Below are 24,870 nucleotides of genomic sequence, written 5' to 3' on the forward strand. Positions count from 1 at the left end.
GCGGACCGATCGCCTCGGCGCCGTCGGCGGCGTTCAGGCGCGCAGGTCGATGCCCAACAGCGCCTGCACGGCGTCGACGTCGACCTCGGACGGGGCCGTTCCCCGGGCCACGACGGCGTCGACGGCGTCGAGGGCCGAGGGCGTGTCGAGGTCGTCCGCGAGCGACGAGCGCAGGCCGACGACCAACGGGGTGGGGGCCGGGACCGGCACCGCGCCTCCTGCTCTCGTGGCGGCCCAGGCGAGCCAGCGCTCGAGACGACGTTCGGCGGCGACGAGGTCGGCGTCGAACCACTCCCAGTCGGAGCGGTAGTGGTGCGCCAGGAGGGCGAGCCGGATGGCGCGGGGGTCGCGGCCCGCGGCGACGAGCTCGCTGACCTTCACGAGGTTGCCGAGCGACTTGCTCATCTTCTCGCCCTGGTAGCCGACCATCCCGGTGTGCGTGTGGTGGACGGCGTAGGGGCGGCCGGTGAGGGCCGTGCCGTGCGCCGTGCTCATCTCGTGGTGCGGGAACACCAGGTCGCTCCCGCCGCCGTTGACGGTGACGGGCACGTCGAGGTGCTGCTGGGCGATGACGGTGCACTCGATGTGCCAACCGGGTCGGCCGGCGCCCACGGTGGTGGGCCACGACGGCTCGTCGTCGCGGGCCGCGCGCCAGAGCAGCGGGTCGAGGGGGTCGCGCTTGCCGGCGCGATCGGGGTCGCCGCCGCGCTCGGCGAAGAACCGGGCCATCGTCTCGGCGTCGTAGCGACTCTCGAGCCCCAGGTGCCAGTCGGTGTCGCGTTCGGCGGCCCGGACGTCGAAGTACAGGTCGTCGCCGGCGGTCGAGGCATCGGTGGGCACGGGGTACGCGAGACCCCGGTCGAGGAGGCGCGCCACGGCGTCGGCGACGTCGGTCACCACCTCGGTCACCGCGACGTAGTGCGTCGGCGGCACCACGGCCAGGTGCTGCATGTCGCTGCGGAAGAGGTCGGTCTGGCCGTCCGCGAGCTCTCGCCAGTCGACGCCGGTGGCCGTCGCCCGCTCGAGCAGCGGGTCGTCGACGTCGGTCGTGTTCTGCGCGTAGACCACCTCGACCCCGGCGTCGCGCCAGACGCGCAGAAGGGTGTCGAAGGCCAGGTAGGTCGACGCGTGACCCAGGTGGGTGGCGTCGTACGGCGTGATGCCGCACACGTAGAGACCGGCCCGCGACCCGTCGACCTCGGTCGGGTGCACCGTGCCGGTCGACGTGTCGTGGAGCGCCGGGAGGTCTCCCAGGCCCGGGAGGCGCGGGACGTCGGGTTCTGCCCAGGACCTCATGCGGCCACCACGCCCGTGCCGAGCAGGACGAGCAGGACGACGCCGAGCACGATGCGATAGGCCACGAACGGGGCGAAGCTGCGGCGCGAGATGTAGTTCATGAAGAACGCGATGACGACGAAGCCGACGACGAACGCGACGACCGTGGCGGCCAGGGTCTCGCCCAGCGAGTAGGGCCCGGGGTCGCTGAAGCTCTGGACGAGTTCGTAGAGACCGCTGCCGAAGACGGCGGGCACGGCGAGCAGGAACGAGAACCGGGCGGCGGCGGGGCGCGTGTAGCCGAGTGCGAGTGCCGTGGTCGTCGTGGCACCCGACCGCGAGACGCCGGGGAAGAGCGCCAGCACCTGGGCGACGCCGACGGCGATGCCGTGGCCGTAGCGCATGTCCTCGAAGCGCTCGGTCTTCTTGCCGAGACGATCGGCCAGTCCGAGAAGGACGCCGAACACGATCAGGACGATCGCCACGATCCAGAGCGAGCGGAACACCGTGCGGATGTACTCCTGCGCGACGTACCCCACGAGCACGATCGGGACGGTGCCGATGATGACGAGCCAGCCCATGCGGACGTCGGGGTCGGTGCGGGGGATCTTGCCGGTCACGCCCGCGAACCAGCGCGAGACGATGCGGGTGATGTCGCGCCGGAAGTAGATGACGACCGCGAGCTCGGTGCCGAGCTGCGTGATCGCCGTGAAGGTGGCGCCCGGGTCGAACTCGGCCACCGCCCCGGGATCGCTGAAGAACAGGCCGACGAGCCGCAGGTGGGCGCTCGACGAGACGGGGAGGAACTCCGTGAGGCCCTGGACGAGGCCGAGCAGGAGTGCCTGGAGGAGATGCTCCACGCGGGTGACCCTTCTGGTGCGGGGGTTGCTAGTACGTCGACAACAAGTCCCGCAGGACGCGACTGCCAAAGGATAGTGCGTCGAGCGGGACCCGTTCGTCGACGCCGTGGAACATGGCCGGGAAGTCCATGCCCTCGTCGAGCCGGAGCGGGGCGAAGCCGTACCCGGCGATGCCGAGCAGGCTGAGGGCCTTGTTGTCGGTGCCGCCCGAGAGCAGGTAGGGCAGGACGGGTGCCCCCGGGTCGTGCCGGTCGAGGGTGGCGGTGATGGCGTCCACCAGGGGCCCCGAGAAGGGCGTCTCGAGCCCTATGTCGGTGTGCATCGTCTCGATCTCGACGTCGTCGCCGATCAGGGCCTGGACCTCGGCGAGCACCGCCGCCTCCTGCCCCGGCATGCACCGGATGTCGACCAGGGCCTCGGCCGTGTCGGGCACGACGTTGTGCTTGTAGCCCGCCGTCAGCATCGTGGGGTTGGTCGTCGTGCGCAGCGAGCCGCGGATGAAGCCCTTGGCGGTGCCGGTGCGCAGGACCAGTTCGTCGGGTGCGACCTCGTGCACGTCGACGTCGAGGATGCGGGCCACCTCGCCCAGCAGGGCGGTCGTCGTGTCCGTCAGCACGATCGGCCACTGCTGGCGGCCGAGGACGGCCACCGCCTCGGCCAGGCGCGTCACGGCGTTCGCCTCGATCATCTGCGAGCCGTGGCCGGCGGTGCCCCGAGCCCTGAGCTTGATCCAGATCAGGGCCTTCTCGCCCGTCTGCAGCAGGTACGAGCGTCGACCGTCGATGAAGGTCGAGTAGCCACCGACCTCGCTGATCGCCTCGGTGGCGCCGTCGAACAACCCGGGGTGTTCCTTCACCAGGAAGTGCGAGCCGAGGACTCCCCCGGCCTCCTCGTCGGCGAGGAAGCCCAGCACGAGGTCGCGGGCCGGTCGTTCGCCCGCCCGCAGGATGTCGCCGACGGCCGTCAGCATCATGGCGTCCATGTTCTTCATGTCGACGGCGCCGCGCCCCCAGAGCATGCCGTCGCGGACGACGCCGCCGAACGGGTCGACCGACCAGTTCGCGGGGTCGGCGGGCACGACGTCGAGGTGGCCGTGCACCACCAGTCCGGGCTTCGCCGGCTCGGCGCCCTCGACCCGGGCGATCACGCTGACCCGGCCGGGTTCGGACTCGAACAGCTGCGGCTCGAGACCGAGGGCGCGGAGGGCCGCCTCGACGTACTCGGCGGCATCCGCCTCGCCGTTCGACCGCCCACCGCCGTAGTTCGACGTGTCGAACCGGATGAGGTCGCGGGCGATGCGGGCCGTCTCGTCGAGCTCGGGCTCGGTCGGGCCGGTGCTCGTGGGGGTCGTCGTCATGCGCCCCACGCTACCTGCCGCGCCGCTCACGCCGACGGACGTGGCCGTGGTCACGAGGGCCCTCCGAGCCGTGCTAATCTTTCGTGTCGGCTTCGGTCGGCACCATCCAGTCCGGGTGGCGGAAATGGCAGACGCGCTAGCTTGAGGTGCTAGTGCCCGTATAGGGCGTGGGGGTTCAAGTCCCCCCTCGGACACTCGAAACACTCTCTCTCGAGAGTGGGTTTCATCAGATCTGTGTTGAGACAGATGCTTGTTCGCAAGCGACGGAAGGCCCGCACACCCCGGTGTGCGGGCCTTCCTTGGTTCTCCGGCCTTCGTCGGTCGTCAGACCGCGCTGCCGGGGTTGCCGCTGGCGACGATCGAGCCGTTGATGCCCTGCGGGAAGAACCCGCCCTTGTCGATCTGGTTCGGCGTCAGGTACACGACGTTGAGCACGCGCTCGGCGGTCCGTCCGTAGACGATGGCGTTGGCGTCGGTCGGCACGAGGTTCTGGACGCCACCGAGGGTCAGGCCCTGGTCGTCGTCCGTCGACCCGTCGAGGGAGTCGCGGGCGTCCGAGATCTTCGTCGCGGGCACCTGCAGTCCCTTGGCGTTCAGCGTGGTGCGGATGATGCCCGCGTGGTACGCCTCGACCGCGAGGATGCCGGCGGCCGCGCCGAGGTAGGTCTTGTTGTAGATCAGGGGCGCGGCGCCCTTGTAGGCGGTCACGCCGACGTCCTCGAAGATGAACGCCCCGAGCAGGAAGTTCTCCTCCGAGGCGAACGGGTCGAAGGTCTGGCCCGGTGTGATGACCCCCGCCGCGAGGGCCGCCGCCGTGAAGCTGCTCTGCAGGTCGATCGCCGGTCGCGACACCTTCGCGCCGCCGAGTGCCGACCGCAAGAAGGAGACGTGCGCCTTCTCGTCCGCCGCGATCTCCTGCGCGATGCGCTTGACGATCGTGGTCTTGAACGGCACGGGTGCGCCGCCGACGACGCCGCCCTGGGGGTCGATGCCCGTGATCTGGTCGGCGGGCAGCCCCGAGCCGGTGACGGCCCGGAGGTAGAACTCCGCCTCGAGGTACTCGAGGTTGAGTGCGAAGTTGAGGATCGTCGCATCACTGATCACCTCGTCGGAGGGCGACACGGCGGCCGCGGACTGGGCGGGCAGCGTCGCGGCGACCGCGGCGAGCCCCGTGCCGAGGCCCGTGACCCCGGCGGCGGCGAGCAGCCGTCGTCGATCGATCGGGGTCTCGGCGCTCCGGGAGATGGCACTGCTGATGAAGCGTGTGTCGAACATCGTCGTTCCTTCGGGTGTGTTCGTGCAGCGAGGTGTGCCGTCGGTGCGCGCTCCCAGATGACGGCACCGGCGACGTCGGGGTCGGGTGACCCGTTCGGGGGACAAGCTAGCCCCCTCGCCTCCCGTCCGGTAGCCCCCGCCTCCCCTGGTCGTCCCCGGCGCCCGTAGGGTCGGGTCATGTCGCTCTCGATGGCCGCCACGCGTGCTCTTCTGCGCCTCCGGCTCCGCCTCCGCCCCCGCTCGACCGAGTCCGAGGACTCGCTCGTCCGCTCGGTCGCCCGTCAGGGCTCCGCCGCGCCGGTCACGCGAGCGGTGCACCGCGTCGCGACCGTCGAGAAGGCGCGGGTCGGTGGTGAGCGCGTCGTCACGCTCCGTCCGCGTCGAGCCCCGAGCGGCGTCCACGTGGTCTACCTGCACGGCGGTGCCTACGTGCACCCCGTCCTGGCCACGCACTGGAACCTGCTCGCGGGTCTCGTCCGCGCCTCCGGGGCCGTCGTCACGGTGCCCCTCTACGGTCTCGCCCCGGCCCACGACGTGGACGACGCGCTGCCGCTGCTGGACGCCGTCCTCGCGGACGTGCGCCGCGCCTCCCCGTCCCGCGTCGTCGTGGCCGGCGACTCGGCGGGCGGGGCGCTCGCCCTCGTCGCGGCCATGCGGGGACGCGACGCCGGCCGACCGGCACCCGACGCGCTCGTGCTCTTCTCGCCGTGGGTGGACGCCCTGCTCGACTCCCCCGCGATCGACGAGGTCGCACCGCTCGACCCGATGCTCGCCCGCGAGGGTCTCGTCGCCGCGGGTCGGTGGTGGGCCGGCGACCGTGATCCGGCCGACCCCGTCGTCAGCCCGGTGCGCGGCGACCTCTCGGGTCTCCCGCCCGTGTTCGCCTACGCCGGCGATCGCGATCTGCTGACGCCCGACGTGAAGCGGCTGGCCGCGGGCGTGACCGCGGCGGGTGGACGCGTCGAGCTGCGGCTGTACCGCGGTGCCTTCCACGACTTCGTCGGCGCTCCCTGGACCCCGGAGGCGCGGCGGGCGCTCCGACACGCCGCCTCGGTGATCCGCGGGGACCCGTCGATCGCGGGCCGGATCGCGCCGCCCCGCGCGTAGGGTCTCAGTCGGCGCGGGCGTCGGTGCCCCGCCTCGACGACGAGAGGTGCCACACATGGAGTACGCACGACTGGGCACGAGCGGCCTGACCGTCTCGGCGGTGACCCTGGGGTGCATGAGCTACGGCGTGCCCGACCGCGGGACGCACGAGTGGAGCCTGCCCGAGGACGAGAGCCGCCCGTTCATCTCGCGGGCGCTCGAGCTCGGCATCACGACCTTCGACACCGCCGACGTCTACTCGGACGGCACCAGCGAGGAGATCGTCGGACGGGCACTGCGGGACTTCGCGACCCGCGAGGAGGTCGTCCTGGCGACCAAGGTGCACGGCCGGATGCGTCCCGGTCCGAACGGGGCCGGGCTCAGCCGGGGGCACGTCATGAGCGCGATCGACGACAGCCTGCGCCGGCTCGGCACCGACTACGTCGACCTGTACCAGATCCACCGCTTCGACCCCGAGGTGCCCGTGGAGGAGACGATGGAGGCGCTCCACGACGTCGTCAAGGCCGGCAAGGCCCGCTACATCGGCGCCTCGAGCATGTGGGCCTGGCAGTTCGCCTCGATGCAGCACGCGGCCGACCTCGGGGGCTGGACGCGTTTCGTCTCGATGCAGGACCAGTACAGCCTGATCCAACGCGAGGAAGAACGTGAGATGCACCCCTATTGCCTGGACCAGGGCGTCGGCGTGCTGCCCTGGTCGCCCCTGGCCCGCGGGAAGCTGACCCGGGACTGGGACGCCACCACGGCCCGGACCGAGACCGACCGCTTCGGTCAGACGCTCTACAAGCAGCGCGAGGACGGTGACCGCCTCGTGGCGCAGGCCGTCGCCGACGTCGCGGAGGCGCGGGGCGTCCCTCGCGCGCAGGTCGCGTTGGCCTGGGTGCGGCAGCAGGACGCGGTCACGTCCCCCATCGTCGGCGCCACGAAGATGCAGCACCTCGACGACGCCGTGGCCTCGGTCGACCTGTGGCTCACCGACGACGAGCTCGACGCGCTGGAGTCGCCCTACGTGACCCGCGAGAACGAGGGGTTCTGACGACACGGTCCCGCCCGGTCGACCGGCACCACGTCGGTCTAGGGTGAGCCGCACGGGCGGCGACGACGCCGACCGACCTCGACGAAGGGCAGCACCCATGGGCAGCGACGCCAACCACCACGAGCACGACCGGCCGAGCACCGGCGGACCCACCTCGGGCGAGGACGGCTCGTACGTCGACGACGACCTCGACGGCGGCGCCCGCACGCGCGGGCCGCACGACGGCGAGGCCGACGGCACCTACACCGAAGAGGCCGGCACGAGCGAGGGCGACGGGTCGTACGTCGACGCGCAGGTCCCGGACGAGCCGGCCGCCGACGGCGGTCCCCACGACGGCGAACCGGACGGGTCGTTCACGCAGAGCGACATCGACGGCGGTCGCTGACCCCACCGGCCGACGCGTGGCCGTGCCCGGCCCGGCCCCCGAGGGGTGCCGGGCCGTTCGGCGTGTGGCGTTCCGGCAGGCTGCCCCGGGGGTACGGTCGTCTGAGGGAGGAACACATACATGACCAAGCGAATCGTAATTCTCGGCGGCGGTTCCGCCGGGCTCACCACTGCACTCGAACTGCAGAAGCGACACCCACCCCAGGCGGCGAGCATCACCCTCGTCGACCAGGCCCCGTACTTCACCTACCAACCGTTCTTGCCCGAGGTCGCCGGTGGCCACATCGCCGCGCGCGACGTCACCGTGCCGCTGCGCAAGACGCTCAAGCGCACCAAGGTCGTCGAGGCGTCGGTCACCGGGCTCGACAGCGAGGCCAAGAAGGTCACCGTCACGAGTGCGGACGGCGAGTCCAGCGACATCGCCTACGACCAGTTGGTCGTCGCCCTCGGCGCCGTCACCCGGACCTTCCCGACCCCGGGCCTGGCCGAGAACGGCGTGGGCTTCAAGAGCGTCGAAGAGGCTCAGTACGTCCGCGACCGCATCCTCGGCAACATCGCCGAGGCGGCGAGCGTCAAGGACCCGGCCGTTCGCCGCAAGCTCCTCACCGTCGTCTTCGTCGGTGGCGGCTACACCGGCGTCGAGGCCCTCGCCGAACTGTCCGACGCCGCGAACTCCGCCGTCGACACGTTCCCGAACCTGTCGCGCGACGAACTGCGCTTCGTGCTCGTCGAGGCCCTGGACCGCGTCGCCCCCGAGGTCGGTCCCGAGCTCTCGAAGTGGACCCTGGGCCAGCTGCGCGGTCGAGGCATCGACATCCGCCTCAAGACGACGATGCCCTCGTGCGTCGACGGCGACGTCGTGCTGAGCGACGGCGAGACCATCCCCGCCGGCACGATCGTCTGGACGGCCGGCGTCAAGCCGAACCCGGTGCTGGGCGACATGGGCCTCCCCCTCGGCCCGAAGGGGCACGTGAACGTCAGCGCGACCCTGCAGGTCCAGACCGAGGACGGCCAGAAGCTCGACGGCGTCTGGGCCCTCGGCGACGGCGCGCAGGTCCCCGACCTGCTGGCCGAGAAACAGCCGGCGTACTACCCGCCGAACGCGCAGAACGCCGTGCGCCAGGCGGTCACCGTGGCCGACAACGTCATCGCGACCCTGTCGGGCGAGCCCGTCAAGGAGTACCGCCACGAGTCGCTCGGCACCGTGGCGAGCTACGGCATCGGCAAGGGCGCGGCCAGCATGTTCGGCCTCCAGCTGAAGAACGTGCCGGCCTGGATGGCCCACCGCGGCTACCACCTGTACGCGATGCCGACGCTGAACCGGAAGTTCCGCATCCTGTCGGGATGGGTGACGAACTTCGTCGGCGGCCGCGACACGACCCCGCTGGTGGGTCTCGGCGACCCGCGCGCGGGATTCCTCAAGGTGACGCCGAAGGTCGACGCGAAGAAGTAGTCGCGACCGACCTCGAGAAGGAGGCGCGTCCCGGGTGACCGGGGCGCGCCTCCTTCGTCGTCGGTGCGGTGGAGCGGCCCGGGGCCCGGCTCAGGCCGTGGTGAGGCGCCGCACGGCCTCGTGCACGATCTCGCGTTGCAGGGCGGGGTCGAGCACCACGCCCGGATGCGCCTCGCCGAGACCGGGCAGGTTCTGCCAGGCGCAGGCGAGCGACATGACGAGGGCGAAGATGTCGTCGCTGCTCCAGGACACCGTCACGGCGGGGTCGCGGCGAAGGCGGTCGAGCTGCGACAGGGCGGCGTCCTGGACCGAGCGCAGGGTGGGGACCGAGGCCTCCCAGTCGTGCTCGCCCTCGAGCCGGGCCCAGGCGAGCAGCCGGTTGTGGTCGGGGTGGGCCTGCATGTGGTCGAAGACGGCGAGGGCGAACTCCTCGACGCTCGCGGCAGGGCGGGACGCGGCCTCGCCCATGGTCTCGAAGGTGCCGTTCAGGACGGTCGTGAAGAGCGACCGCTTGTCACCGAAGTTCGCGTAGAGACGCTCCTTGCTGCAGCCGGCCTCGGCCGCGATGCGGTCGACGCGCGCCCCGGCCAACCCGTGTCGCGAGAACTCCGCGGTCGCGGCCTCGAGGATGGCTCGACGGGTCTCGGCGGCATCGGTTCGCATCGGATCACCGTAGCCGACTTACGGACCAACCAACTAGTAGGTAGGGTAGTTCGTCGTCCCCAAGAGAAATAGGTACCGCAGTGACCACCGTCGCCCCCGCCCCCACCGAGACGCGTTCGTCGCGCCGTTGGTGGGTGCTCGTCATCGTCGCCCTCGCGCAACTCGTCGTCGTCCTCGACGGCACCATCGTCAACATCGCCCTGCCCGACGCCCAGGCCGACCTCGGCCTCAGCGACGAGAACCGCCAGTGGGTCGTGACGGCCTACGCGCTCGCCTTCGGCGCGCTGCTGCTGCTCGGCGGTCGGATCGCCGACTTCTGGGGCCGCAAGCGCACCTTCATCGTCGGGATGGTCGGCTTCGGAGCCGCCTCCGCGTTCGGCGGGCTCGTGCAGACCGGTGGTGAGCTGATCCTCGCCCGCGGCCTGCAGGGCGTGTTCGCGGCCCTGCTCGCCCCCGCGGCCCTGGCCGTGCTCACCACCACCTTCGCGTCGGGTCGCGACCGGAACACCGCCTTCGCCGTCTTCGGCGCCATCTCGGGCGCCGGCGCGGCCGTCGGGCTCGTGCTCGGCGGCGTGCTGACCGAGTTCGTCAGCTGGCGCTGGTGCCTGCTCGTCAACGTGCCGATCGTGCTCGTCGCCATCGTCGCCGCCGCCTTCGTCGTGAGCGAGAGCCGGGCCGAGGGGCGGAACCGCCTCGACGTCGTCGGCACGATCGTCGTCGCGGCCGGCCTCGCCAGCCTCGTCTACGGCTTCACCCGGGCCGAGGACGGCTGGGGCTCGGCCGTCGTCATCGGCTTCATCGCCCTGGGGGCCGGTCTGCTCGCCCTGTTCGTCGTCGTCGAGCGACGGAGCGACCACCCGCTGCTGCCGATGCGCGTGCTCGCCGACCGCGTCCGTGGCGGAGCCTTCCTGGTGCAGTTGATCGTCGGGAGCGTCATGATCGGCGCCCTGCTCTACCTGACCTTCCACCTGCAGATCGTGCTCGGCTTCGGCCCGCTCGAGGCGGGGCTCGCCAGCCTGCCGATGACGCTGGTCATCATGGTCTGCGCTCCCCTGCTGACGAAGGCGCTGCCGGTCGTCGGCCCCCGCCCGATGATGATCGTCGGGCCGCTCGTCGCGGGGGCCGGGCTGCTCTGGCTCGCCACGCAGATCACGGCCGACGGCTCGTACGCCGTCCAGGTGCTGCCGGCCCTGCTCGTCATGGGCGTCGGCCTCGCCGGCGTCTTCGTGCCCATGCAGAACCTGGCGCTCAGTCGGGTCGCCCCGCACGACGCCGGTGCCGCCAGCGCGACCTCGAACGCCATGATGCAGATCGGCGGATCGATCGGTCTCGCCGTCTTCACGAACCTCTACGCCGGGGCCGTCGCGTCCTCGACGTCGACGGTGGGCGGGCCGCTCGGTCCGCTGGTCGACGGCTACTCGGTGGCCTTCCTCGCCGCCGCGGTCGCCATGCTGCTCGCCGCGCCGATCTCGTTCTTCCTCATCCGCGGTCGCAAGGAGGACCTGCTGCCCACCGAGGCGCCCGTGCACCTCGGCTGATCAGGCCGGGGTCGGCGTGCCGGTGGCGGTCCGGGGCAGGCGGATCGCCGCCCCGGCCGCCACGGCCAGCAGGACGGCCGCGACGCCGAACGCCGCGGGGTACGAGACCGTGTCGACGAGCAGGCCCGCGACGAGCGGCCCGGCGATCGCCCCCACGTCCGAGCACATCGAGAAGATCGCGACGGGACGACCACCGCGGGCCCCCGCGGCGTCGCCGACGAGTGCCGCGGGCGCGGTGCCCATGAACGCCGTCGCCACGCCGTAGAGGCAGAGCAGGGCGCCGAGCGTCCAGACGTCCGGGGCGAGGGACACCGCGAACAGGGTCACGGCCGCCACCGCGAACGAACCGATCACGGCCGGTCGACGGCCGACGGTGTCGACGAAGCGCGCAGCCGGTGCCAACGCGATGGTCTGGGCCACCGCCGACGCGGCGAAGAGCAACCCCGTCCAGGCCGTCGGTCCGCGCAGGACCTCGACCACGAGGACGGGGACGAGGGCGCTGCGCACCCCCAGCGACGACCAACCCTGTGCGAAGTTGGCCACGCACGCGGTCCGGAACCGCACGTCGCGCAGCACGACCCCGAGGGGCACCGGAGGCGCGGTGACGGTCGTCGAGGAGTGCTGCGGTGCCCGGCGCAGGAGCACGACGCCGACCAGGCCGGCCACGGCGAGCGTGGCCGCGTAGAAGAAGAACGGCGCCGTCAACGAGATGGTCGCGAGCAGCCCGCCGAGGGCAGGACCCGCCATGCCGCCGACGAGGAACCCGCCCTGGTAGAAGCCGACGGCCCGGGCCCGGAGCGACGGGTCGGTCGCGCCGAGCAGCAACGTCATCGCCGCGATGCTGAACATGGCCGAGCCGATGCCGCCCGCCCCCCGGAGCAGGAGGAGCTGCGGGTAGGTCTGGGCGAGCCCGGCGAGTCCGCTCGACAGCGCCACGATGCCGATGCCCACCGAGAGCACGACCCGCTCGCCCATCAGGTCGATGAGTCGACCCACGAACGGGCTCGCCACGAGGCGCATGAGGGCGAAGGCCGAGAGGACGGCACCCACCAGGGCGTGGTCGACGCCGAAGCTGCGGGCGTAGACCGGCAGGACCGGGACGACCACCCCGAAGCCGACCATGACGAAGAAGGCGATCACGCCGAGGACGTAGACGTCGCGGGTGAGACGGGGGCGGTCGACGTCGGTGACGTGGCGGCGGAACGGGAGCACCGACACAGGCTACGGGGCGTGGAGTGTGACCTCGTGTGTCGGCGAGGACGACAGCACGGGCCCGGGTCGTGATGATGGCCTCATGACTCGACGAATCCGGTTCAACGCCTTCGACATGAACTGCGTGGGGCACCAGTCCCCCGGTCTCTGGCGGCACCCCGACGACCGCTCGGCCGACTACACGAAGCTGAGCTACTGGACCTCTCTCGCGCGCCTCCTCGAGAAGGGCGTCTTCGACGGGCTCTTCATCGCCGACGTGCTCGGCACGTACGACGTCTACGGCGGCAACCACGACGCGGCGTTGCGCAACGGCACCCAGACCCCGGTCGGCGACCCGGTGCTGCTCGTCTCGGCCATGGCCGCCGCGACCGAGCACCTGGGCTTCGGCATCACCGCCGGCACGGCCTACGAGCACCCCTACCCGTTCGCCCGGCGCATGTCGACGCTCGACCACCTGACGGAGGGGCGGATCGGCTGGAACGTCGTCACCGGCTACCTGCCGAGCGCCGCCCGCAACATGGGTGCCGACGACCAGCTCGACCACGACACCCGGTACGACCAGGCCGACGAGTACCTCGAGGTCCTGTACAAGCTGTGGGAGGGGTCGTGGGAGGACGACGCGGTCGTCCGCGACCGTGAGTCCGGCGTCTTCACCGACCCGGCCAAGGTGCACGAGATCGGGCACGACGGCACCTACTACAAGGTGCCCGGCATCCACATCGCCGAGCCCAGCCCTCAGCGCACCCCCGTGATCTACCAGGCGGGTGCCTCGCCGCGGGGCATCCGCTTCGCCGCCGGCAACGCCGAGTCGATCTTCGTGGCGGCCCCGACCAAGGAACGCCTGGCCGCGACGGTCGGCAAGATCCGGGACGCGCTCGAGGCCGCGGGCCGCGACCGCTACTCGGCGCGCATCTACACGTTGCTGACCATCATCACCGACGCCACCCCCGAGGCCGCCCGGGCCAAGCACGACGAGTACCGGCGATACGCCTCGCACGAGGGGGCCCTGACGCTCATGTCGGGGTGGATGGGCGTCGACCTCTCGACCTACTCGCTCGACGACCCCGTGGGTGACGTCGAGAGCAACGCCATCCAGTCGGCCCTCGCGAACTTCCAGGCGCAGGCGGGTGACACGGGCGCGGAGTGGACGATCCGCGACATCGCCGAGGCGGCCGGGATCGGCGGTCTCGGGCCCCGCATCGTCGGGTCCGGCGAGGAGATCGCGGACCAGCTCCAGGAGTGGGTCGACGAGACCGACGTCGACGGGTTCAACCTCGCCTACGCCATCACTCCGGGCACGTTCGAGGACGTCGTCGAGCACGTGATCCCCGTGCTCCAGGCCCGGGGCGTCTATCCCACCGAGTACGAACCGGGCACGCTGCGGCAGAAGCTGTTCGGGCGCGGAGACCGGTTGCCGGACGAGCACCACGGGGCGCGGTACAAGATCTCGACCGGAGCCCGCGTCGGCTGACGGAGGCCCTGCGGGGCGAGGATCTGAGGATTGTTACAACGGCGTGTCGACGAAGGCCGACACGCCGTTCCCATCGGGGCTTTCGTTCGTCGGATTTGATAACGGCAGGCGACTCTAAGGCTCCCGGAAGGGTGGTCGGCGACATGACGCGGCGTGGGGGCCGTGGTTAGTGTGGACGCCGGTCGCCTCTCGGGGAAGCGACGATTCGGACTGATGGTCGTTGCTCAGAGGAGATGGTCTGCTTGGCGTGGGATTTCGTGGTGGACCGGTGGAGCCAGATCTGGTTCGCATCATGGCAACACTTCTCGCTCGTGGTGCAGTGCCTCGTCCTGGCGGTCGTCGTCTCGGTCGGCCTCGCCGCCCTGGTGCACCGCAACCCGACTCTCTACGCGCTGGCCAACGGGGTGTCGGCCGTGGGGCTGACCCTTCCGTCGTTCGCGCTGGTCGGCCTGCTCATCCCCTTCGCGGGGTTCGGCGTGGCGCCGTCGGTCATCGTCGTCACGTTCTTCGCCGCACTGCCGATCCTGCGGAACGCCGTCGTCGGCCTGCACGAGGTCGACGGTTCGCTCGTCGAGTCGGCTCGCGGCATCGGCATGGGGCGCTTCCGGACCCTGGCGACCGTCCAGATGCCCCTCGCCTGGCCGATCATCCTCACCGGCGTGCGCGTCAGCGCGCAGATGGTGATGGGCATCGCCGCGGTCGCGGCGTACGCGCTCGGCCCGGGCCTCGGCGGCTTCATCTTCTCGGGCCTGTCCCGACTGGGCGGCGCGAACGCGCTCGCCTCCGTGGTCACGGGCGTGGTGGGCGTGGTCCTCCTCGCCCTCGTCCTCGACCTCCTCCTCGTCGGCCTCGGCCGCCTGACCATCTCGAGAGGCATCCGTGTCCAGAACTGACCCCACCCGCGCCTCCTCGTCCCCCTCGGACGAGGTCTCGGGCCGCAGCATCACCCTCGACCAGGTCACCAAGCGGTATCCCGGCCAGGCCGAGCCGGCCGTCGACGGCATCACGCTCGAGATCCCGGCCGGCAAGATCGTCATGCTCGTCGGACCGTCGGGGTGCGGCAAGACCACGACCCTCAAGATGATCAACCGGCTGATCGAGCCCACCGAGGGGCGGATCGTCCTGGACGGCGACGACGTCACCTCGATCGACGGCGACGAGTTGCGCCGCCGCATCGGCTACGTGATCCAGGCCGGCGGGTTGTTCCCGCACATGACCGTCGGGGCGAACATCGCCATCGTCCCGAAGATGCTCGGTTGGTCGAAGGAGCGCATCGCCGCCCGCGTCGACGAGCTGCTCGAACTCGTGTCGCTCGATCCGGCCACGTACCGCGACCGTTACCCGCGTGAGCTCTCGGGTGGTCAGCAGCAGCGCGTCGGCGTCGCGCGGGCACTGGCGGCGGACCCGCCCGTGTTGCTGATGGACGAGCCCTTCGGTGCCGTCGACCCCATCACCCGCCAGCGCCTGCAGGACGAGCTGATCAACATCCAGCACGAGCTGCAGAAGACCATCGTCATCGTCACCCACGACTTCGACGAGGCCGTGAAGCTCGGCGACTGGATCGTCATCTTCTCCGAGGGCGCGCACATCGTGCAGTACGACACCCCGGAGCGCATCCTCGCCGAGCCGGCGAACGAGTTCGTCGAGAACTTCATCGGGTCGGGGGCCGGCCTCAAGCAGCTGACGCTGACGCGCGTCCGTGACGTCGACCTCGCCGAGGCCGTCGTCGCCCGAGCGGGCGACTCGGCCGCCGACGTCCTCGCCCGGGTCGAGGCGGCCGGCCACGGCCACGCGGTCGTCGTCGACGACCGGGAGCGCCCCGTCTCGTGGCCCTCGCGCCGCCAGCTCGGCCGTCTCGACGTGCTGGGCTCGTCACCCGACGCCGACCTGCCGGTCATCGGCAGCGGCGCCACCCTCAACGACGCCCTGGACACGATGCTCGTCTCGAGTGCGGGTGCGGCCCTGGTCACCGGTCGACGCGACGCCTTCATCGGCGTCATCACGGTCGAGGTCGTCATGGAGGCCATCACGCGGGCGCGCGCGTCGGCCGCGGAGGCCCACCACGACGCTCCGGTGGGCACCAACACGGGCTCGTTCGACGTCGTGCCGGGAGCCCCCGTCGACGAGAAGGACGCGGCGTGACCGCCTCGGTCGCCCCGGCCTCGGTCGACGGACGCTCGTCCGGCCGGCGGGGGCCCCGCCCGGCGTGGCTCGGACTGCTCGTGCAACCCGTGGCCGTGTTCGCCGTGTTCGCGGCATTCGTCGTGTGGCTGACCACGGCCGACCTGACGACGGCCGAACGGACCACCCTCAACCCCTCCGACCTGCTGGCCTACACGGGCGAGCACTTGGCGTTGACCTTCGTCTCCGCGGCGATCGTCCTCGTCCTCGCCATCCCCCTCGGCGTGCTGCTCACCCGGCGGCCGTTCGTGCGCATCAGCGGTCCCGTCCTGGTCCTCGCGAACTTCGGCCAGGCCGCGCCGGCCATCGGACTCATCGTGCTGCTCGCGTTCTGGCTCGGCTTCACGTTCTGGGCTGCCGTCGTCGCCCTCGTGCTGTACGCGGCACTTCCGGTGCTGCGCAACACCATGATCGGACTGCAGAGCGTCGACGCCCGCCTCGTCGAGGCCGGTCGGGGCATGGGGATGAGCGCGTCGTCCGTCCTGCTCAAGGTCGAGCTGCCGCTGGCCGTCCCCGTGATGCTCTCCGGCATCCGCACGGCCCTCGTGCTGCTCGTGGGGTCGGCGGCCCTCGCCACGTTCATCGGTGCCGGCGGCCTGGGGCTGCTGATCACCACCGGGGTCAACCTGTTCCTGCCGCGGGTCCTCGTCTCCGGGGCCCTGCTCATCGCCCTGCTCGCCCTCTTGATCGACTGGCTGGGCCGTGTGGTCGAGTACGTCGCCCGTCCGAAGGGACTCCGCGCATGACCGTCTCCCGCCTCCCCCGACGACTGCGTCGCGCCTCCTCGTCCCTCGCCGTGGTCGGCGCCGCGACGCTCGCCCTGACCGGGTGCGGCCTGCAGCCGGCGACGGCGTTCGTGCCCGCCGTGGCGCCCGGCTCGATCCGAGCCGTCGAGGGGTTGCCCGACGACGCGGCGATCACCGTGACGGCGAAGAACTTCACCGAGCAGTTGATCCTCGGGAAGATCGCCGTGCTCGCCGCGCAGGCCGCGGGCTTCGAGGTCACCGACATGACGAACGTGCCGGGGTCGGTGGCGGTGCGACAGCTGATGCTCGACGGGACGGCCGACATGACCTACGAGTACACCGGCACCGCCTGGCTGACCTACCTCGCCGAGGCGGAGGGCATCCCCGACCAGCAGGAGCAGTACGAGGCCGTCCGCGACGCGGACGCCGACAACGGCCTGACCTGGCTCGAGCCCGCGCCCCTCAACAACACCTACGCCATGGCGGTCCGGGCCGAGGCCGTTCCCGAGCTCGGCGACATCACGTCGCTCTCCCAGATCGCCGACCTGCCCGTCGAGCAGCGCACCTTCTGCGTCGAGGCCGAGTTCAACTCGAGGGCCGACGGGTTCGCCCCCATGCTCGCGGCGTACGGGCTCGAACTCGGCGCCGCCGACGGTGTGCCGACGAGCAACGTGAGCATCCTGGACACGGGCACGGTCTACACCGCGACCGACCGGGGCAGCTGCAACTTCGGCGAGGTCTTCACGACGGACGGCCGGATCGACTCGCTCGACCTCGCCGTGCTGGAGGACGACCAGGGCTTCTTCCCCGCCTACAACGCGGCACCCGTCCTCTCGACGGCCACCCTCGAGGAGTACCCGCAGCTGGCCGAGGTGTACGACGAGATCTCGCCGGCCCTCACGGACACCGAGATGCGACGACTCAACCTGGCGGTCGACGTCGAGGGCGAAGAGCCCGCCGACGTGGCCTTCGACTGGATGGTCGAGCAAGGATTCGTCACCCGTCCGTGACACGCGGACGAGGGTGATTGTGACGGGTGATGCGCCCCCCGGCCGAAGGGCCGGGGGGCGCTGTCCGTCTGTACCCCACCTGCGCTGCAGACACCAGGGGCGACGAGAGATGAACGACACCTGTCGGGGTGATGAACGGCACGGACGGCGGCGTGTCGACCCTCGGTCCGGACGTGGTGTCACCGGCCTGAACAGGCCTTTTGCGTGTCTCACGCCGCGGGCCACCCTCCGCCTGGAACGGGACGCGCCGTGGCCGCGCTTTTCACGGCTTCTTGTCACCCCCGCACGGGTGACATCGCGGGGTCCGAGGGTCACCCGTTCGGGTGTCGGCAACAGGGGGGACACGATCGCCCCCGAACGGGGGGTCTTGTTAGACTCCTATGGCGGGTGTCCCCCGAACTAGAGTCACAGCATCCTCCTGGTCGACCCGAAATCGCCAGGAACCGAGAAACCCGACCCTCTCCACCGGGAGCATCTGCTCCCGTCACCGCACCGACCCGAATCGTGCGTCGAGCAGACCCGCTGCCCGGCGCGCCCGTCGCCGCCCGGCCGACGTCGCGCACCATCGTGACGTCCGTGCTCCGGCGCGACGCCTGGGCGGTCGATCGAACCCGAACCTCGATCGACCGCCCGCCACCGCCCCCGTCGTCACCACCGACGTGGGCGTGCCGTCGCCTACCCGAACCCGAGACCCGATGTCCAGCACGCAGAGCGAACTCCGCTCACTCCTGGTCGGACCGTCGTCACCCCGACGGATCGACCCCCCGTTCGACCTGACCGAGTCGGACGGCCCCCTCGCGTCGCCCGCCGCGACGCACGACGCCGAGTCCGGCGCCGCCTGGGCTCGCCGCTACCGGCGCCGGCTCCGCCTCGTCGACACGGCCGTCCTGACCCTGAGCATCGTCGGTGCCGTCGTGGTGGACGCCGCGAGGGCCATCGCCGCCGGTCGGGGCTCGGACGCGTCCACCCTGATCGAGTCGGTGGGTTCTCCCGTGCTCCCCGTCGTCGTCGGGCTGGTCTGGACCTTCTGCCTCACGCTGCACCGCACCCGCGACCTCGCGGTCGTCGGCAGCGGCGTCGTCGAGTACAAGCGCCTCCTCACGGCGAGCGTCTGGGCCTTCGCCGTCGTGGCGATCGGGTTCGCCTCGGTCGGCCACATCGGCGGCGAGGGCTACTTCCTGGTGGCGCTGCCCGTCGGCGGTGCCGGCCTGGTCGTCGGCCGGTGGACCATGCGGCGCTGGCTCGAACGCCAGCGGGCCAAGGGCCACTACCTGTCGCGAGCCGTCATCGTGGGATCGCGCGACGACATCGCCGACGTCGTCCGTCGCATCGACAAGACGAGCGGTGCCGTGTACGACGTCGTCGGGGCGGCCGTCCCGGACGCCGACCCGAGGGGCATCGTCGTGGGAGGCCGCACCGTCCCCGTGGTGGCCGACCTCGACGGCGTCCCGCGTGCTGTCTGGCGCCTGGGCGCCGAGAGCGTGATCGTCGCCGGCGAACCGGGTCGTGGCCGGGAGTACCTCCGCGACCTCGGATGGTCGCTCGAAGGACGAGCGACGGAGCTCGTCATCGCCTCGCGACTGACGAACGTCGCCGGGCCCCGCATCCACTACCGCCCGGTCGAGGGTCTCCCCCTCATGCACGTCGAGCTGCCGCAGTTCGACGGCCCGCGACACGCCCTCAAGCGTCTGTCCGACCTCGCGCTGGCGTCCGCCGCGCTCGTCGTCCTCGCGCCGGTGTTCGCCGTCGTCGCCCTCGCGGTGCGGCTCGACGGTCCCGGCCCGGTGCTGTTCCGTCAGCGCAGGGTCGGCCGTGACGGGCGCACCTTCGAGATGCTGAAGTTCCGCTCCATGGTCGTCGACGCCGAGAGTCGGCTCGCCGGCCTCGCGCAGGCGGACGAGGGAGCCGGCCTGCTCTTCAAGATGAAGTCCGACCCGCGGGTCACGCGCGTGGGTGCCGTCCTCCGTCGGTGGTCGCTCGACGAGCTGCCCCAACTGTGGAACATCGTCCGAGGCGACATGAGCGTCGTCGGGCCCCGGCCGCCCCTCCCTCGCGAGGTCGAGGGGTACGAGGACCACGTCCACCGACGCCTGTACATCAAGCCCGGACTCACGGGCATGTGGCAGGTGAACGGACGCAGCGACCTCAGCTGGGAGGAGAGCGTCCGCCTCGACCTCTACTACGTCGAGAACTGGTCGCTGACGGTCGACTTCGTCATCATGTGGCGCACCGTCCGGGTCCTCTTCGAGCACCGGGGAGCGTATTGACCCCCACCAGCAGCATCCGAGACCACCGCGGGCCGTTCACGGGCCCGGACCACGCTCACGACGACAGGGGAGAGAGCATGTCCGTCGACATCAGGCACTACCGGGACCGCGAGTCCGCACCGGCGACGACCGCCGCACCGATCCTGCGGGAGGACGCCCGGACGGGCGTCGACCTGCCCGAACTCCCCCGCCGCCGGAGGGGATCGCGGCGCAGCCGGGTGCTGCTGGTGCACTCGTCCGACGAGATGTACGGCTCGGACCGGATCGTCCTCGAGGTGGTCGGTGAGCTCGCCGCCCGCGACGACCTCGACGTGACGGTCTGGCTGCCCTCCGACGTGTCCGTCGGGCCCCTGGGCCCGAGGCTGCGCGAGCTCGGGGCGCGCGTCGAGCGCACGCCCCTCCCGATCCTGCGCCGGACCCGGCTCGGACCGCTCGGACTCGTCCGCCTGGCCCGCGACGCGGCCCGCACGGCGCTGAGACTGTCCGGGCGCCACTTCGACCTCGTCTACTGCGCCACGAGCGCCTGCCTGATCGTCGCGCCCGTCGCCCGGGCCATGGGCGTCCGCCGCGTCGTGGGGCACCTGCAGGAGCCCTGGAGCGACGGGGACCGTCGAGGCCTCCGTCCCCTGGCCCGCGCCTGCACCTCGTTGGTCGCCGTGTCGCGGTCGGTGCTCGACTCGTCCGGCCTCTCGGAGGACTCGCGCGCCGTCGTGGTCCACAACGGCGTGTCGGACCGCTCGATCGCCGTCACCGACCGTGCCGAGGGTCGCGCGCCCCAGTACGTGGTCGCGAGTCGCTGGAACGGCCACAAGGGTCACGCGACGCTCTTGACGGCCTGGAACGCGGCAGGCTGCCCCGGCCAGCTCGTCATCCTGGGCGGCCCGCCGGCCGTCGGCTCCTCCGTCGACGTGCCCGGCCTGGTCGCGGCGATCGTCTCGCGACCCGAGACGGTCACCGTCGTCGGAGAGGTCGACGACGCGTCGCCCTACCTCCGCGACGCCGACGCGGTCATCCTGCCGACCGACACCCTCGAGGGCTTCGGACTCGTCACGCTCGAGGCGTTCAGCCAGGGGCGTCCCGTCATCGCCAGCCGCTCCGGCGGCCCGGAAGAAGTCGTCGACGAGGGTCACACGGGCTGGCTCTTCGACCGCCGAGACGTCGACGGCCTGACCGAGATCCTGGCGTCGATGGACGTCTCCACCCTGGCCGTCGCCGGGCGCCACGCCCGCGAGGCCTACCTCCAGCGGTTCACACCGGAGCGCATGCGCCGCCGCATCGGCGCGGTCGTCACCCGCGAGCTGCACACGGCCGACGTCGATTCCCTGGCGGTGGCCTCGTGACCGACGCTCCCACGACCACCGAGGGGACCTCGGCCCGGCCCGCCGTGCCCCGCGCCGTGCGTCCTGCCCTCGCCGCGCTCGCGTCCGCCCAGAAGCCGTCCACGGGTGCGCCCGCCTATTCGCGCTTCGTCAACCGCCGACTCGGTCGATGGGCCGCCGCGGTGGCCTACACGGTGGGTGCCACGCCGAACCAGGTCACGGCGCTCAGCGCCGCGTGCACCTTCGCCGGCATCGCGGTACTCGCCTTCGCGCCGTCCGGCATCGGGACGGCCCTGGCCGTCGTCCTGCTGCTCGTCGTGGGTTACGCCCTCGACTCGGCCGACGGACAGGTCGCGCGCCTCCGGGGCGGCGGCAGCCCCGCGGGCGAGTGGCTCGACCATGTCATCGACGCGACCAAGATCGCGGTGCTGCACCTGGCGGTCTTCGCGTCGTGGCTCCGTGAACCGGAGGGTCGCGAAGCCCTGCTGGCCGCGCCGCTCGTCTACCAGGTCGTGGCGACGGTGGCGTTCTTCGCCATCGTCCTGACCGACCAGCTCCGCCGGGCGGAGGCGGCCCGGACCGGCGTCGCCGCGCCCGTCGGACGTCGCACGGGACTGCTCTACTCGCTGGCGGTCGTCCCGACGGACTACGGCCTGATGTGCCTCGCGTTCGTCCTGCTGGCCTGGCCGCCGGCGTTCACGGTGGTCTACCTGGCGCTCCTCGTCGCGAACGCCGGCTATCTCGTCCTCGCCCTGCCGAAGTGGTTCCGCGAGCTGAAGTCCCTGACTCCCCCGTCGATCGGTTCGAGGTCGTGAGCCACGAGGTCGCCCCGGCCCGTCGGGCCGTCGCGGGGGGTCTCGGTCGGGCCGTCTCGCGCCATGCCGCGCTCATCGGCGTGGCGGCGCTCCTCGGGGTGGCCGCGGGCGTCGGCGCGTCTCAGCTCGCTCCGGCCGGCTGGCGCGCCGAGGCGACGCTCCTCGTCCGGGTCGAGTCCCCGGGCTCGGGCCTCGCGGCCCGCGGGCAGTTCGCCCAGCAGCGCGTGGCGTCCTACGCCGAGCTCGGCACGAGCCCGGAAGTCCTCGGACCGGTCGCGGCCGACCTCGGCCTGCCCGTCGACGAGCTCGCCGAGCGGGTCTCGGTGGTCAACCCGGACGGCACCGCGGTCCTCCGCGTGCAGACGACGGCCGGAACGCCCGACGGGGCCGCCTCGCTCGCCGACGACGTCGCCGAGAGCCTCTCGGCGGTCGTGGATCGCGCCGAATCGGACGCCGGGTCGGACGGTCAGACCGTCGCGCTCGACCTCACCTCCCCCGCGGCCGTCCCGACGACGCCCGACGAACCGGGCCTCGCGCTGACGGTCCTCTCGGGTCTCCTCGCCGGCCTGGCGGTCGGTCTCGCCGGCGCGCTCGTCCTGGCCCGTGCCCGGCCCACGGTCGACACGGTCGACGACGTGCGCCGCATCACGGGGCTGCCGGTCGTGGGCCAGCTCCCGGGGGCCCTCCGGCAGGGCGACGACCCGGTGACCGGGGCGTCGTCCGCCCGGACTCGTACGGCCCTGCGCGAGGTCGTCCAGAACACGAGGGCCCTCCGGGGTGGCTCGCTGCCCGCCACGCTCCTGCTGGCCCGGACGGACTCGGTCCGCGAGGCGGTGGGCGTCGACGGCGGCCTCGCGCGCGCCGTCGTCGAGCTCGGCGCCACGTGCGCCCTGGTCCAGTCCGACTTCGACACCCGCACGCTGTCCCGTCCCTCGACGGTGCCCGTGGGCGCCGTGCCCGAGGAGGTCGAGGCCGATCGGCACGGCTACGACCGCGTGCCGGTGTCCGACGGGGTCGTCGCGTCGTCCCGTCACCTGGTCCGTTCGGGAACCCACGCCTTCTTCGCCGCCCTGCGCGAGGACTACGACGTCTCCGTCGTCCAGGCCTCCAGCGACTCGCACCCGCTCGCGTTGCGCAGCGTGACCGACGAGGTGGACGGCGTGCTGCTGGTCGTCCGGTCCGGGGTCACGACGGTCGAGTCCCTCCGGAGCCTGAGCGCCGAGCTCGTCAGCCTGGACGTGCAACCCGTGGGCGTCGTGCTGACCGGGGTGCCCCCGTGGCGCCGGGTCCTGGTGCGCGCCACCTGGCTCGACGACGACGTCCGTCACCCCGTCGAGGAACCCGCGCCCTCGTTCAGCATCGCCGACCTCGTGGACCACGCGGGCGCCGCCCGCCCGCTGCAGGACCTCCCCCGCCTCCGACGCCGGCCCGGTGCCCTGTCGTGAGCACCTCCGAGCACCACCCCGACGAGAGGACCACACCCGTGGACGTCATCCCCACCCCCGCCACCGGCCTCGCCCTCGACCCCGTCGACGGCGGGAGCGGACGAGGAGGCGCGGGCCGGGTCGGCTACGCGGCCGGTGCCTTCGACCTGTTCCACATCGGTCACCTGAACCTGCTGCGGCACGCGTCCGCGCAGTGCGACCACCTCATCGCCGGCGTCGTGTCCGACGAGATGTTGCAGGTGACCAAGGGCATCTCCCCCGTCGTCCCGCTCGCCGAACGGCTCGAGATCGTCCGCCACATCGACGTCGTGGACGGCGTCCACGCCGAGACCGTGCCCGACAAGATGGACGTCTGGCGCGAGCTGCGCTTCGACGTCTTCTTCAAGGGCGACGACTGGCGGGGCACCGAGAAGGGCCTCCGGCTCGAGCGAGAGTTCGGGGCGGTCGGGGTCGAGGTCGTCTACTTCCCGTACACCATGAGCACGTCCAGCACGGTGCTCCGCAGGGCGCTCCGGGCACTGTCCGGGGCGCCGGGCCAGGGCGGCGAGACGGTCGCCGTCGGCGACTCCGTGCGACTCCAAGGCTGATCGGTCCTCCCCAGCCCCGCGTCGATCCTCGTCGATCGATGCGGCTGGGGAGAACCGTCCGGGATCGGTGGCGGCCCGAGATGCTCGACCCATGACACTCACCTCGGTCCTCGACACCACCCTCGACCGCCCTCCCGCCGACCCGGTCGCAGCCTTCGCCGCGTCCGATCCCGGACGCGTCCCCGATCCGCACGCGCCCGTCCAGGACGTCGACGACCTCGTCCGCCACGTCGAGGCCATCGTCCCGTCGGCGGTGCGTCGCCAGCTCTGGACGTTGTTCTTCGACGACGACGACGTCCCCCTCCCTCTCATGGTGCCCCTCGAGGGCATCCCCGAGGTGCCCGACACCGCCGCCCTCGACCACTACGGCGATGCCCTGGCCGCCGTCGCCACCGAGTTCGGCGCCGCGACCGTGGCGTTCGTCCTCGAGAGGGTCGGCGCCGCGTCGCCCCGTCCCTCGGACCGCCGGTGGGGTGACGGCCTCCGGGCGCTCGGGCGAGGACGGCCCTTCGAGGTCAGACCGGTGCTGCTGTGCGGCGACGAGGGTGTCTCGACGCTCGGCCCGAGCGGGGGCACCAGGGTGCGCCCGGCCCCGGACGGCGTCCCTCAGGCGTCCTCGAGGCCCGTCCGCCTGGTCGACATCGTCCGCCTGCCCTGACCCCGCTCGCGGTCGACGAGTCGCCACCAGGCGGTCTCGGCGAGCTCGGGGGACGTGTAGACGCCCAGGCGGGCCGGCTCGGCGTCGGTCGGGCTCCACCGGCTCAGTCGGTAGCCGCCGCCGAAGCGCTCGACGACCGCCTCGGGTGCCCCCTCGGGGTCGGCGCGCACGGTCCACCGGTCGGGGACGTTCTCGTCGAGCATCGGTCGATCGT

The 24,870-nt window shown here is 72.0% G+C and carries 23 protein-coding genes and 1 tRNA gene; 17 read left to right on the plus strand and 7 right to left on the minus strand.

Annotated features, from left to right (window positions below; all coding sequences use genetic code 11):
- Positions 1 to 33: 33 nt before the first annotated feature.
- Genes mshC through HQQ78_RS01215 form a run of 3 tightly spaced genes read right to left on the minus strand, consistent with a single transcriptional unit; the run spans position 34 to position 3,492 of the window.
- Positions 34 to 1,296, minus strand: coding sequence for a cysteine--1-D-myo-inosityl 2-amino-2-deoxy-alpha-D-glucopyranoside ligase (gene mshC, locus HQQ78_RS01205; RefSeq protein WP_173150834.1), 1,263 nt, complete (start codon positions 1,294 to 1,296; stop codon positions 34 to 36).
- The gene (locus HQQ78_RS01210) at positions 1,293 to 2,135 is read right to left on the minus strand and encodes an undecaprenyl-diphosphate phosphatase (RefSeq protein ID WP_173150835.1); all 843 of its coding nucleotides are present in this window, start codon (positions 2,133 to 2,135) and stop codon (positions 1,293 to 1,295) included. Before HQQ78_RS01210 ends, mshC begins: the two co-directional genes overlap by 4 nt.
- A gap of 28 nt (positions 2,136 to 2,163) precedes the next feature.
- The gene (locus HQQ78_RS01215) at positions 2,164 to 3,492 is read right to left on the minus strand and encodes a M20/M25/M40 family metallo-hydrolase (RefSeq protein WP_173150836.1); all 1,329 of its coding nucleotides are present in this window, start codon (positions 3,490 to 3,492) and stop codon (positions 2,164 to 2,166) included.
- A 109-nt stretch (positions 3,493 to 3,601) separates the two neighbouring features.
- On the opposite strand from HQQ78_RS01215, the gene HQQ78_RS01220 reads away from it, so the two are divergent.
- A tRNA-Leu gene (locus HQQ78_RS01220) sits at positions 3,602 to 3,686 on the plus strand.
- A gap of 130 nt (positions 3,687 to 3,816) precedes the next feature.
- On the opposite strand, the gene HQQ78_RS01225 is transcribed toward HQQ78_RS01220, so the two are convergent.
- On the minus strand, positions 3,817 to 4,767 hold the full coding sequence (locus HQQ78_RS01225) for a ferritin-like domain-containing protein (RefSeq protein ID WP_043594964.1): 951 nt from the start codon (positions 4,765 to 4,767) through the stop codon (positions 3,817 to 3,819).
- Positions 4,768 to 4,944: 177 nt separating this feature from the next.
- Between HQQ78_RS01225 and HQQ78_RS01230 the strand changes: the two genes are divergently transcribed.
- The 4 genes from HQQ78_RS01230 to HQQ78_RS01245 all read left to right on the plus strand — a co-directional run bounded on the left by HQQ78_RS01230 (position 4,945) and on the right by HQQ78_RS01245 (position 8,744).
- Positions 4,945 to 5,874, plus strand: coding sequence for an alpha/beta hydrolase fold domain-containing protein (locus HQQ78_RS01230; RefSeq protein WP_173150837.1), 930 nt, complete (start codon positions 4,945 to 4,947; stop codon positions 5,872 to 5,874).
- A gap of 55 nt (positions 5,875 to 5,929) precedes the next feature.
- A complete protein-coding gene (locus tag HQQ78_RS01235) occupies positions 5,930 to 6,907 on the plus strand; it encodes an aldo/keto reductase (RefSeq protein WP_056045111.1) in 978 nt (325 codons plus the stop codon).
- A gap of 97 nt (positions 6,908 to 7,004) precedes the next feature.
- Positions 7,005 to 7,292 carry a BatC protein gene (locus tag HQQ78_RS01240; RefSeq protein WP_173150838.1) on the plus strand — a complete coding sequence of 96 codons (288 nt, stop codon included), beginning with the start codon at positions 7,005 to 7,007 and terminating at the stop codon, positions 7,290 to 7,292.
- A 120-nt stretch (positions 7,293 to 7,412) separates the two neighbouring features.
- Complete coding sequence (locus HQQ78_RS01245; protein WP_123570054.1) at positions 7,413 to 8,744, plus strand: NAD(P)/FAD-dependent oxidoreductase; 1,332 nt, start codon at positions 7,413 to 7,415, stop codon at positions 8,742 to 8,744.
- Between the two features lie 90 nt (positions 8,745 to 8,834).
- Here the strand turns inward: HQQ78_RS01245 and HQQ78_RS01250 are convergent, their stop codons facing one another.
- Positions 8,835 to 9,407: a TetR/AcrR family transcriptional regulator gene (locus HQQ78_RS01250; protein ID WP_173150839.1), complete on the minus strand. Its 573-nt coding sequence runs from the start codon at positions 9,405 to 9,407 to the stop codon at positions 8,835 to 8,837.
- Between the two features lie 80 nt (positions 9,408 to 9,487).
- On the opposite strand from HQQ78_RS01250, the gene HQQ78_RS01255 reads away from it, so the two are divergent.
- Positions 9,488 to 10,945: an MFS transporter gene (locus HQQ78_RS01255; protein ID WP_200412190.1), complete on the plus strand. Its 1,458-nt coding sequence runs from the start codon at positions 9,488 to 9,490 to the stop codon at positions 10,943 to 10,945.
- Here HQQ78_RS01255 and HQQ78_RS16290 read toward each other — a convergent pair whose 3' ends face one another.
- Complete coding sequence (locus HQQ78_RS16290) at positions 10,946 to 12,157, minus strand: MFS transporter (RefSeq protein WP_371740304.1); 1,212 nt, start codon at positions 12,155 to 12,157, stop codon at positions 10,946 to 10,948.
- Positions 12,158 to 12,239: 82 nt separating this feature from the next.
- Between HQQ78_RS16290 and HQQ78_RS01265 the strand changes: the two genes are divergently transcribed.
- The 11 genes from HQQ78_RS01265 (at position 12,240) to HQQ78_RS01315 (ending at position 24,656) form a co-directional block, all read left to right on the plus strand.
- Entirely contained in the window at positions 12,240 to 13,628 is a 1,389-nt protein-coding gene (locus HQQ78_RS01265; protein ID WP_159826633.1) for an LLM class flavin-dependent oxidoreductase, read from the plus strand.
- 242 nt (positions 13,629 to 13,870) lie between these two features.
- Positions 13,871 to 14,521 carry an ABC transporter permease gene (locus HQQ78_RS01270; RefSeq protein WP_233568317.1) on the plus strand — a complete coding sequence of 217 codons (651 nt, stop codon included), beginning with the start codon at positions 13,871 to 13,873 and terminating at the stop codon, positions 14,519 to 14,521.
- Positions 14,508 to 15,770, plus strand: a complete 1,263-nt coding sequence (locus tag HQQ78_RS01275) for an ABC transporter ATP-binding protein (protein WP_056045134.1) — start codon at positions 14,508 to 14,510, stop codon at positions 15,768 to 15,770. Before HQQ78_RS01270 ends, HQQ78_RS01275 begins: the two co-directional genes overlap by 14 nt.
- A gap of 74 nt (positions 15,771 to 15,844) precedes the next feature.
- Positions 15,845 to 16,555: an ABC transporter permease gene (locus tag HQQ78_RS01280; RefSeq protein ID WP_056047408.1), complete on the plus strand. Its 711-nt coding sequence runs from the start codon at positions 15,845 to 15,847 to the stop codon at positions 16,553 to 16,555.
- Complete coding sequence (locus HQQ78_RS01285) at positions 16,552 to 17,565, plus strand: glycine betaine ABC transporter substrate-binding protein (protein ID WP_123570057.1); 1,014 nt, start codon at positions 16,552 to 16,554, stop codon at positions 17,563 to 17,565. The genes HQQ78_RS01280 and HQQ78_RS01285 overlap by 4 nt, the downstream gene beginning before the upstream one ends.
- Before the next feature lie 695 nt (positions 17,566 to 18,260).
- A complete protein-coding gene (locus HQQ78_RS01290) occupies positions 18,261 to 19,832 on the plus strand; it encodes a sugar transferase (protein ID WP_123570058.1) in 1,572 nt (523 codons plus the stop codon).
- A gap of 77 nt (positions 19,833 to 19,909) precedes the next feature.
- Complete coding sequence (locus tag HQQ78_RS15660; RefSeq protein ID WP_056045142.1) at positions 19,910 to 21,172, plus strand: glycosyltransferase family 4 protein; 1,263 nt, start codon at positions 19,910 to 19,912, stop codon at positions 21,170 to 21,172.
- Positions 21,169 to 21,966 carry a CDP-alcohol phosphatidyltransferase family protein gene (locus HQQ78_RS15665; protein ID WP_307784985.1) on the plus strand — a complete coding sequence of 266 codons (798 nt, stop codon included), beginning with the start codon at positions 21,169 to 21,171 and terminating at the stop codon, positions 21,964 to 21,966. The genes HQQ78_RS15660 and HQQ78_RS15665 overlap by 4 nt, the downstream gene beginning before the upstream one ends.
- Positions 21,963 to 23,411 carry a hypothetical protein gene (locus HQQ78_RS01305; RefSeq protein WP_173150840.1) on the plus strand — a complete coding sequence of 483 codons (1,449 nt, stop codon included), beginning with the start codon at positions 21,963 to 21,965 and terminating at the stop codon, positions 23,409 to 23,411. The genes HQQ78_RS15665 and HQQ78_RS01305 overlap by 4 nt, the downstream gene beginning before the upstream one ends.
- A 146-nt stretch (positions 23,412 to 23,557) precedes the next feature.
- The gene (locus tag HQQ78_RS01310; protein ID WP_056047412.1) at positions 23,558 to 23,998 is read left to right on the plus strand and encodes an adenylyltransferase/cytidyltransferase family protein; all 441 of its coding nucleotides are present in this window, start codon (positions 23,558 to 23,560) and stop codon (positions 23,996 to 23,998) included.
- Positions 23,999 to 24,089: 91 nt separating this feature from the next.
- Positions 24,090 to 24,656: a hypothetical protein gene (locus HQQ78_RS01315; protein ID WP_173150841.1), complete on the plus strand. Its 567-nt coding sequence runs from the start codon at positions 24,090 to 24,092 to the stop codon at positions 24,654 to 24,656.
- On the opposite strand, the gene HQQ78_RS01320 is transcribed toward HQQ78_RS01315, so the two are convergent.
- On the minus strand, positions 24,605 to 24,859 hold the full coding sequence (locus HQQ78_RS01320) for a hypothetical protein (RefSeq protein ID WP_056045153.1): 255 nt from the start codon (positions 24,857 to 24,859) through the stop codon (positions 24,605 to 24,607). The two genes, HQQ78_RS01315 and HQQ78_RS01320, sit on opposite strands and share 52 nt — an antisense overlap.
- Between the last annotated feature and the right edge of the window lie 11 nt (positions 24,860 to 24,870).

It is taken from the genome of Frigoribacterium sp. VKM Ac-2859 (assembly GCF_013204925.1).
In the GTDB taxonomy this organism is placed as follows: Bacteria; Actinomycetota; Actinomycetes; order Actinomycetales; family Microbacteriaceae; genus Frigoribacterium.

Excerpts from the sequence above, each read along its gene's own strand:
- HQQ78_RS01235 (WP_056045111.1), top strand. The coding sequence starts at position 5,930 with ATGGAGTACGCACGACTGGGCACGAGCGGCCTGACCGTCTCGGCGGTG.
- HQQ78_RS01225 (WP_043594964.1), bottom strand. The coding sequence starts at position 4,767 with ATGTTCGACACACGCTTCATCAGCAGTGCCATCTCCCGGAGCGCCGAG.
- HQQ78_RS01320 (WP_056045153.1), bottom strand. The coding sequence starts at position 24,859 with ATGCTCGACGAGAACGTCCCCGACCGGTGGACCGTGCGCGCCGACCCC.
- mshC (WP_173150834.1), bottom strand. The coding sequence starts at position 1,296 with ATGAGGTCCTGGGCAGAACCCGACGTCCCGCGCCTCCCGGGCCTGGGA.
- HQQ78_RS01315 (WP_173150841.1), top strand. The coding sequence starts at position 24,090 with ATGACACTCACCTCGGTCCTCGACACCACCCTCGACCGCCCTCCCGCC.
- HQQ78_RS01265 (WP_159826633.1), top strand. The coding sequence starts at position 12,240 with ATGACTCGACGAATCCGGTTCAACGCCTTCGACATGAACTGCGTGGGG.
- HQQ78_RS01250 (WP_173150839.1), bottom strand. The coding sequence starts at position 9,407 with ATGCGAACCGATGCCGCCGAGACCCGTCGAGCCATCCTCGAGGCCGCG.
- HQQ78_RS01245 (WP_123570054.1), top strand. The coding sequence starts at position 7,413 with ATGACCAAGCGAATCGTAATTCTCGGCGGCGGTTCCGCCGGGCTCACC.
- HQQ78_RS01290 (WP_123570058.1), top strand. The coding sequence starts at position 18,261 with ATGTCCAGCACGCAGAGCGAACTCCGCTCACTCCTGGTCGGACCGTCG.
- HQQ78_RS01215 (WP_173150836.1), bottom strand. The coding sequence starts at position 3,492 with ATGACGACGACCCCCACGAGCACCGGCCCGACCGAGCCCGAGCTCGAC.
- HQQ78_RS01285 (WP_123570057.1), top strand. The coding sequence starts at position 16,552 with ATGACCGTCTCCCGCCTCCCCCGACGACTGCGTCGCGCCTCCTCGTCC.
- HQQ78_RS15660 (WP_056045142.1), top strand. The coding sequence starts at position 19,910 with ATGTCCGTCGACATCAGGCACTACCGGGACCGCGAGTCCGCACCGGCG.
- HQQ78_RS01240 (WP_173150838.1), top strand. The coding sequence starts at position 7,005 with ATGGGCAGCGACGCCAACCACCACGAGCACGACCGGCCGAGCACCGGC.
- HQQ78_RS01230 (WP_173150837.1), top strand. The coding sequence starts at position 4,945 with ATGTCGCTCTCGATGGCCGCCACGCGTGCTCTTCTGCGCCTCCGGCTC.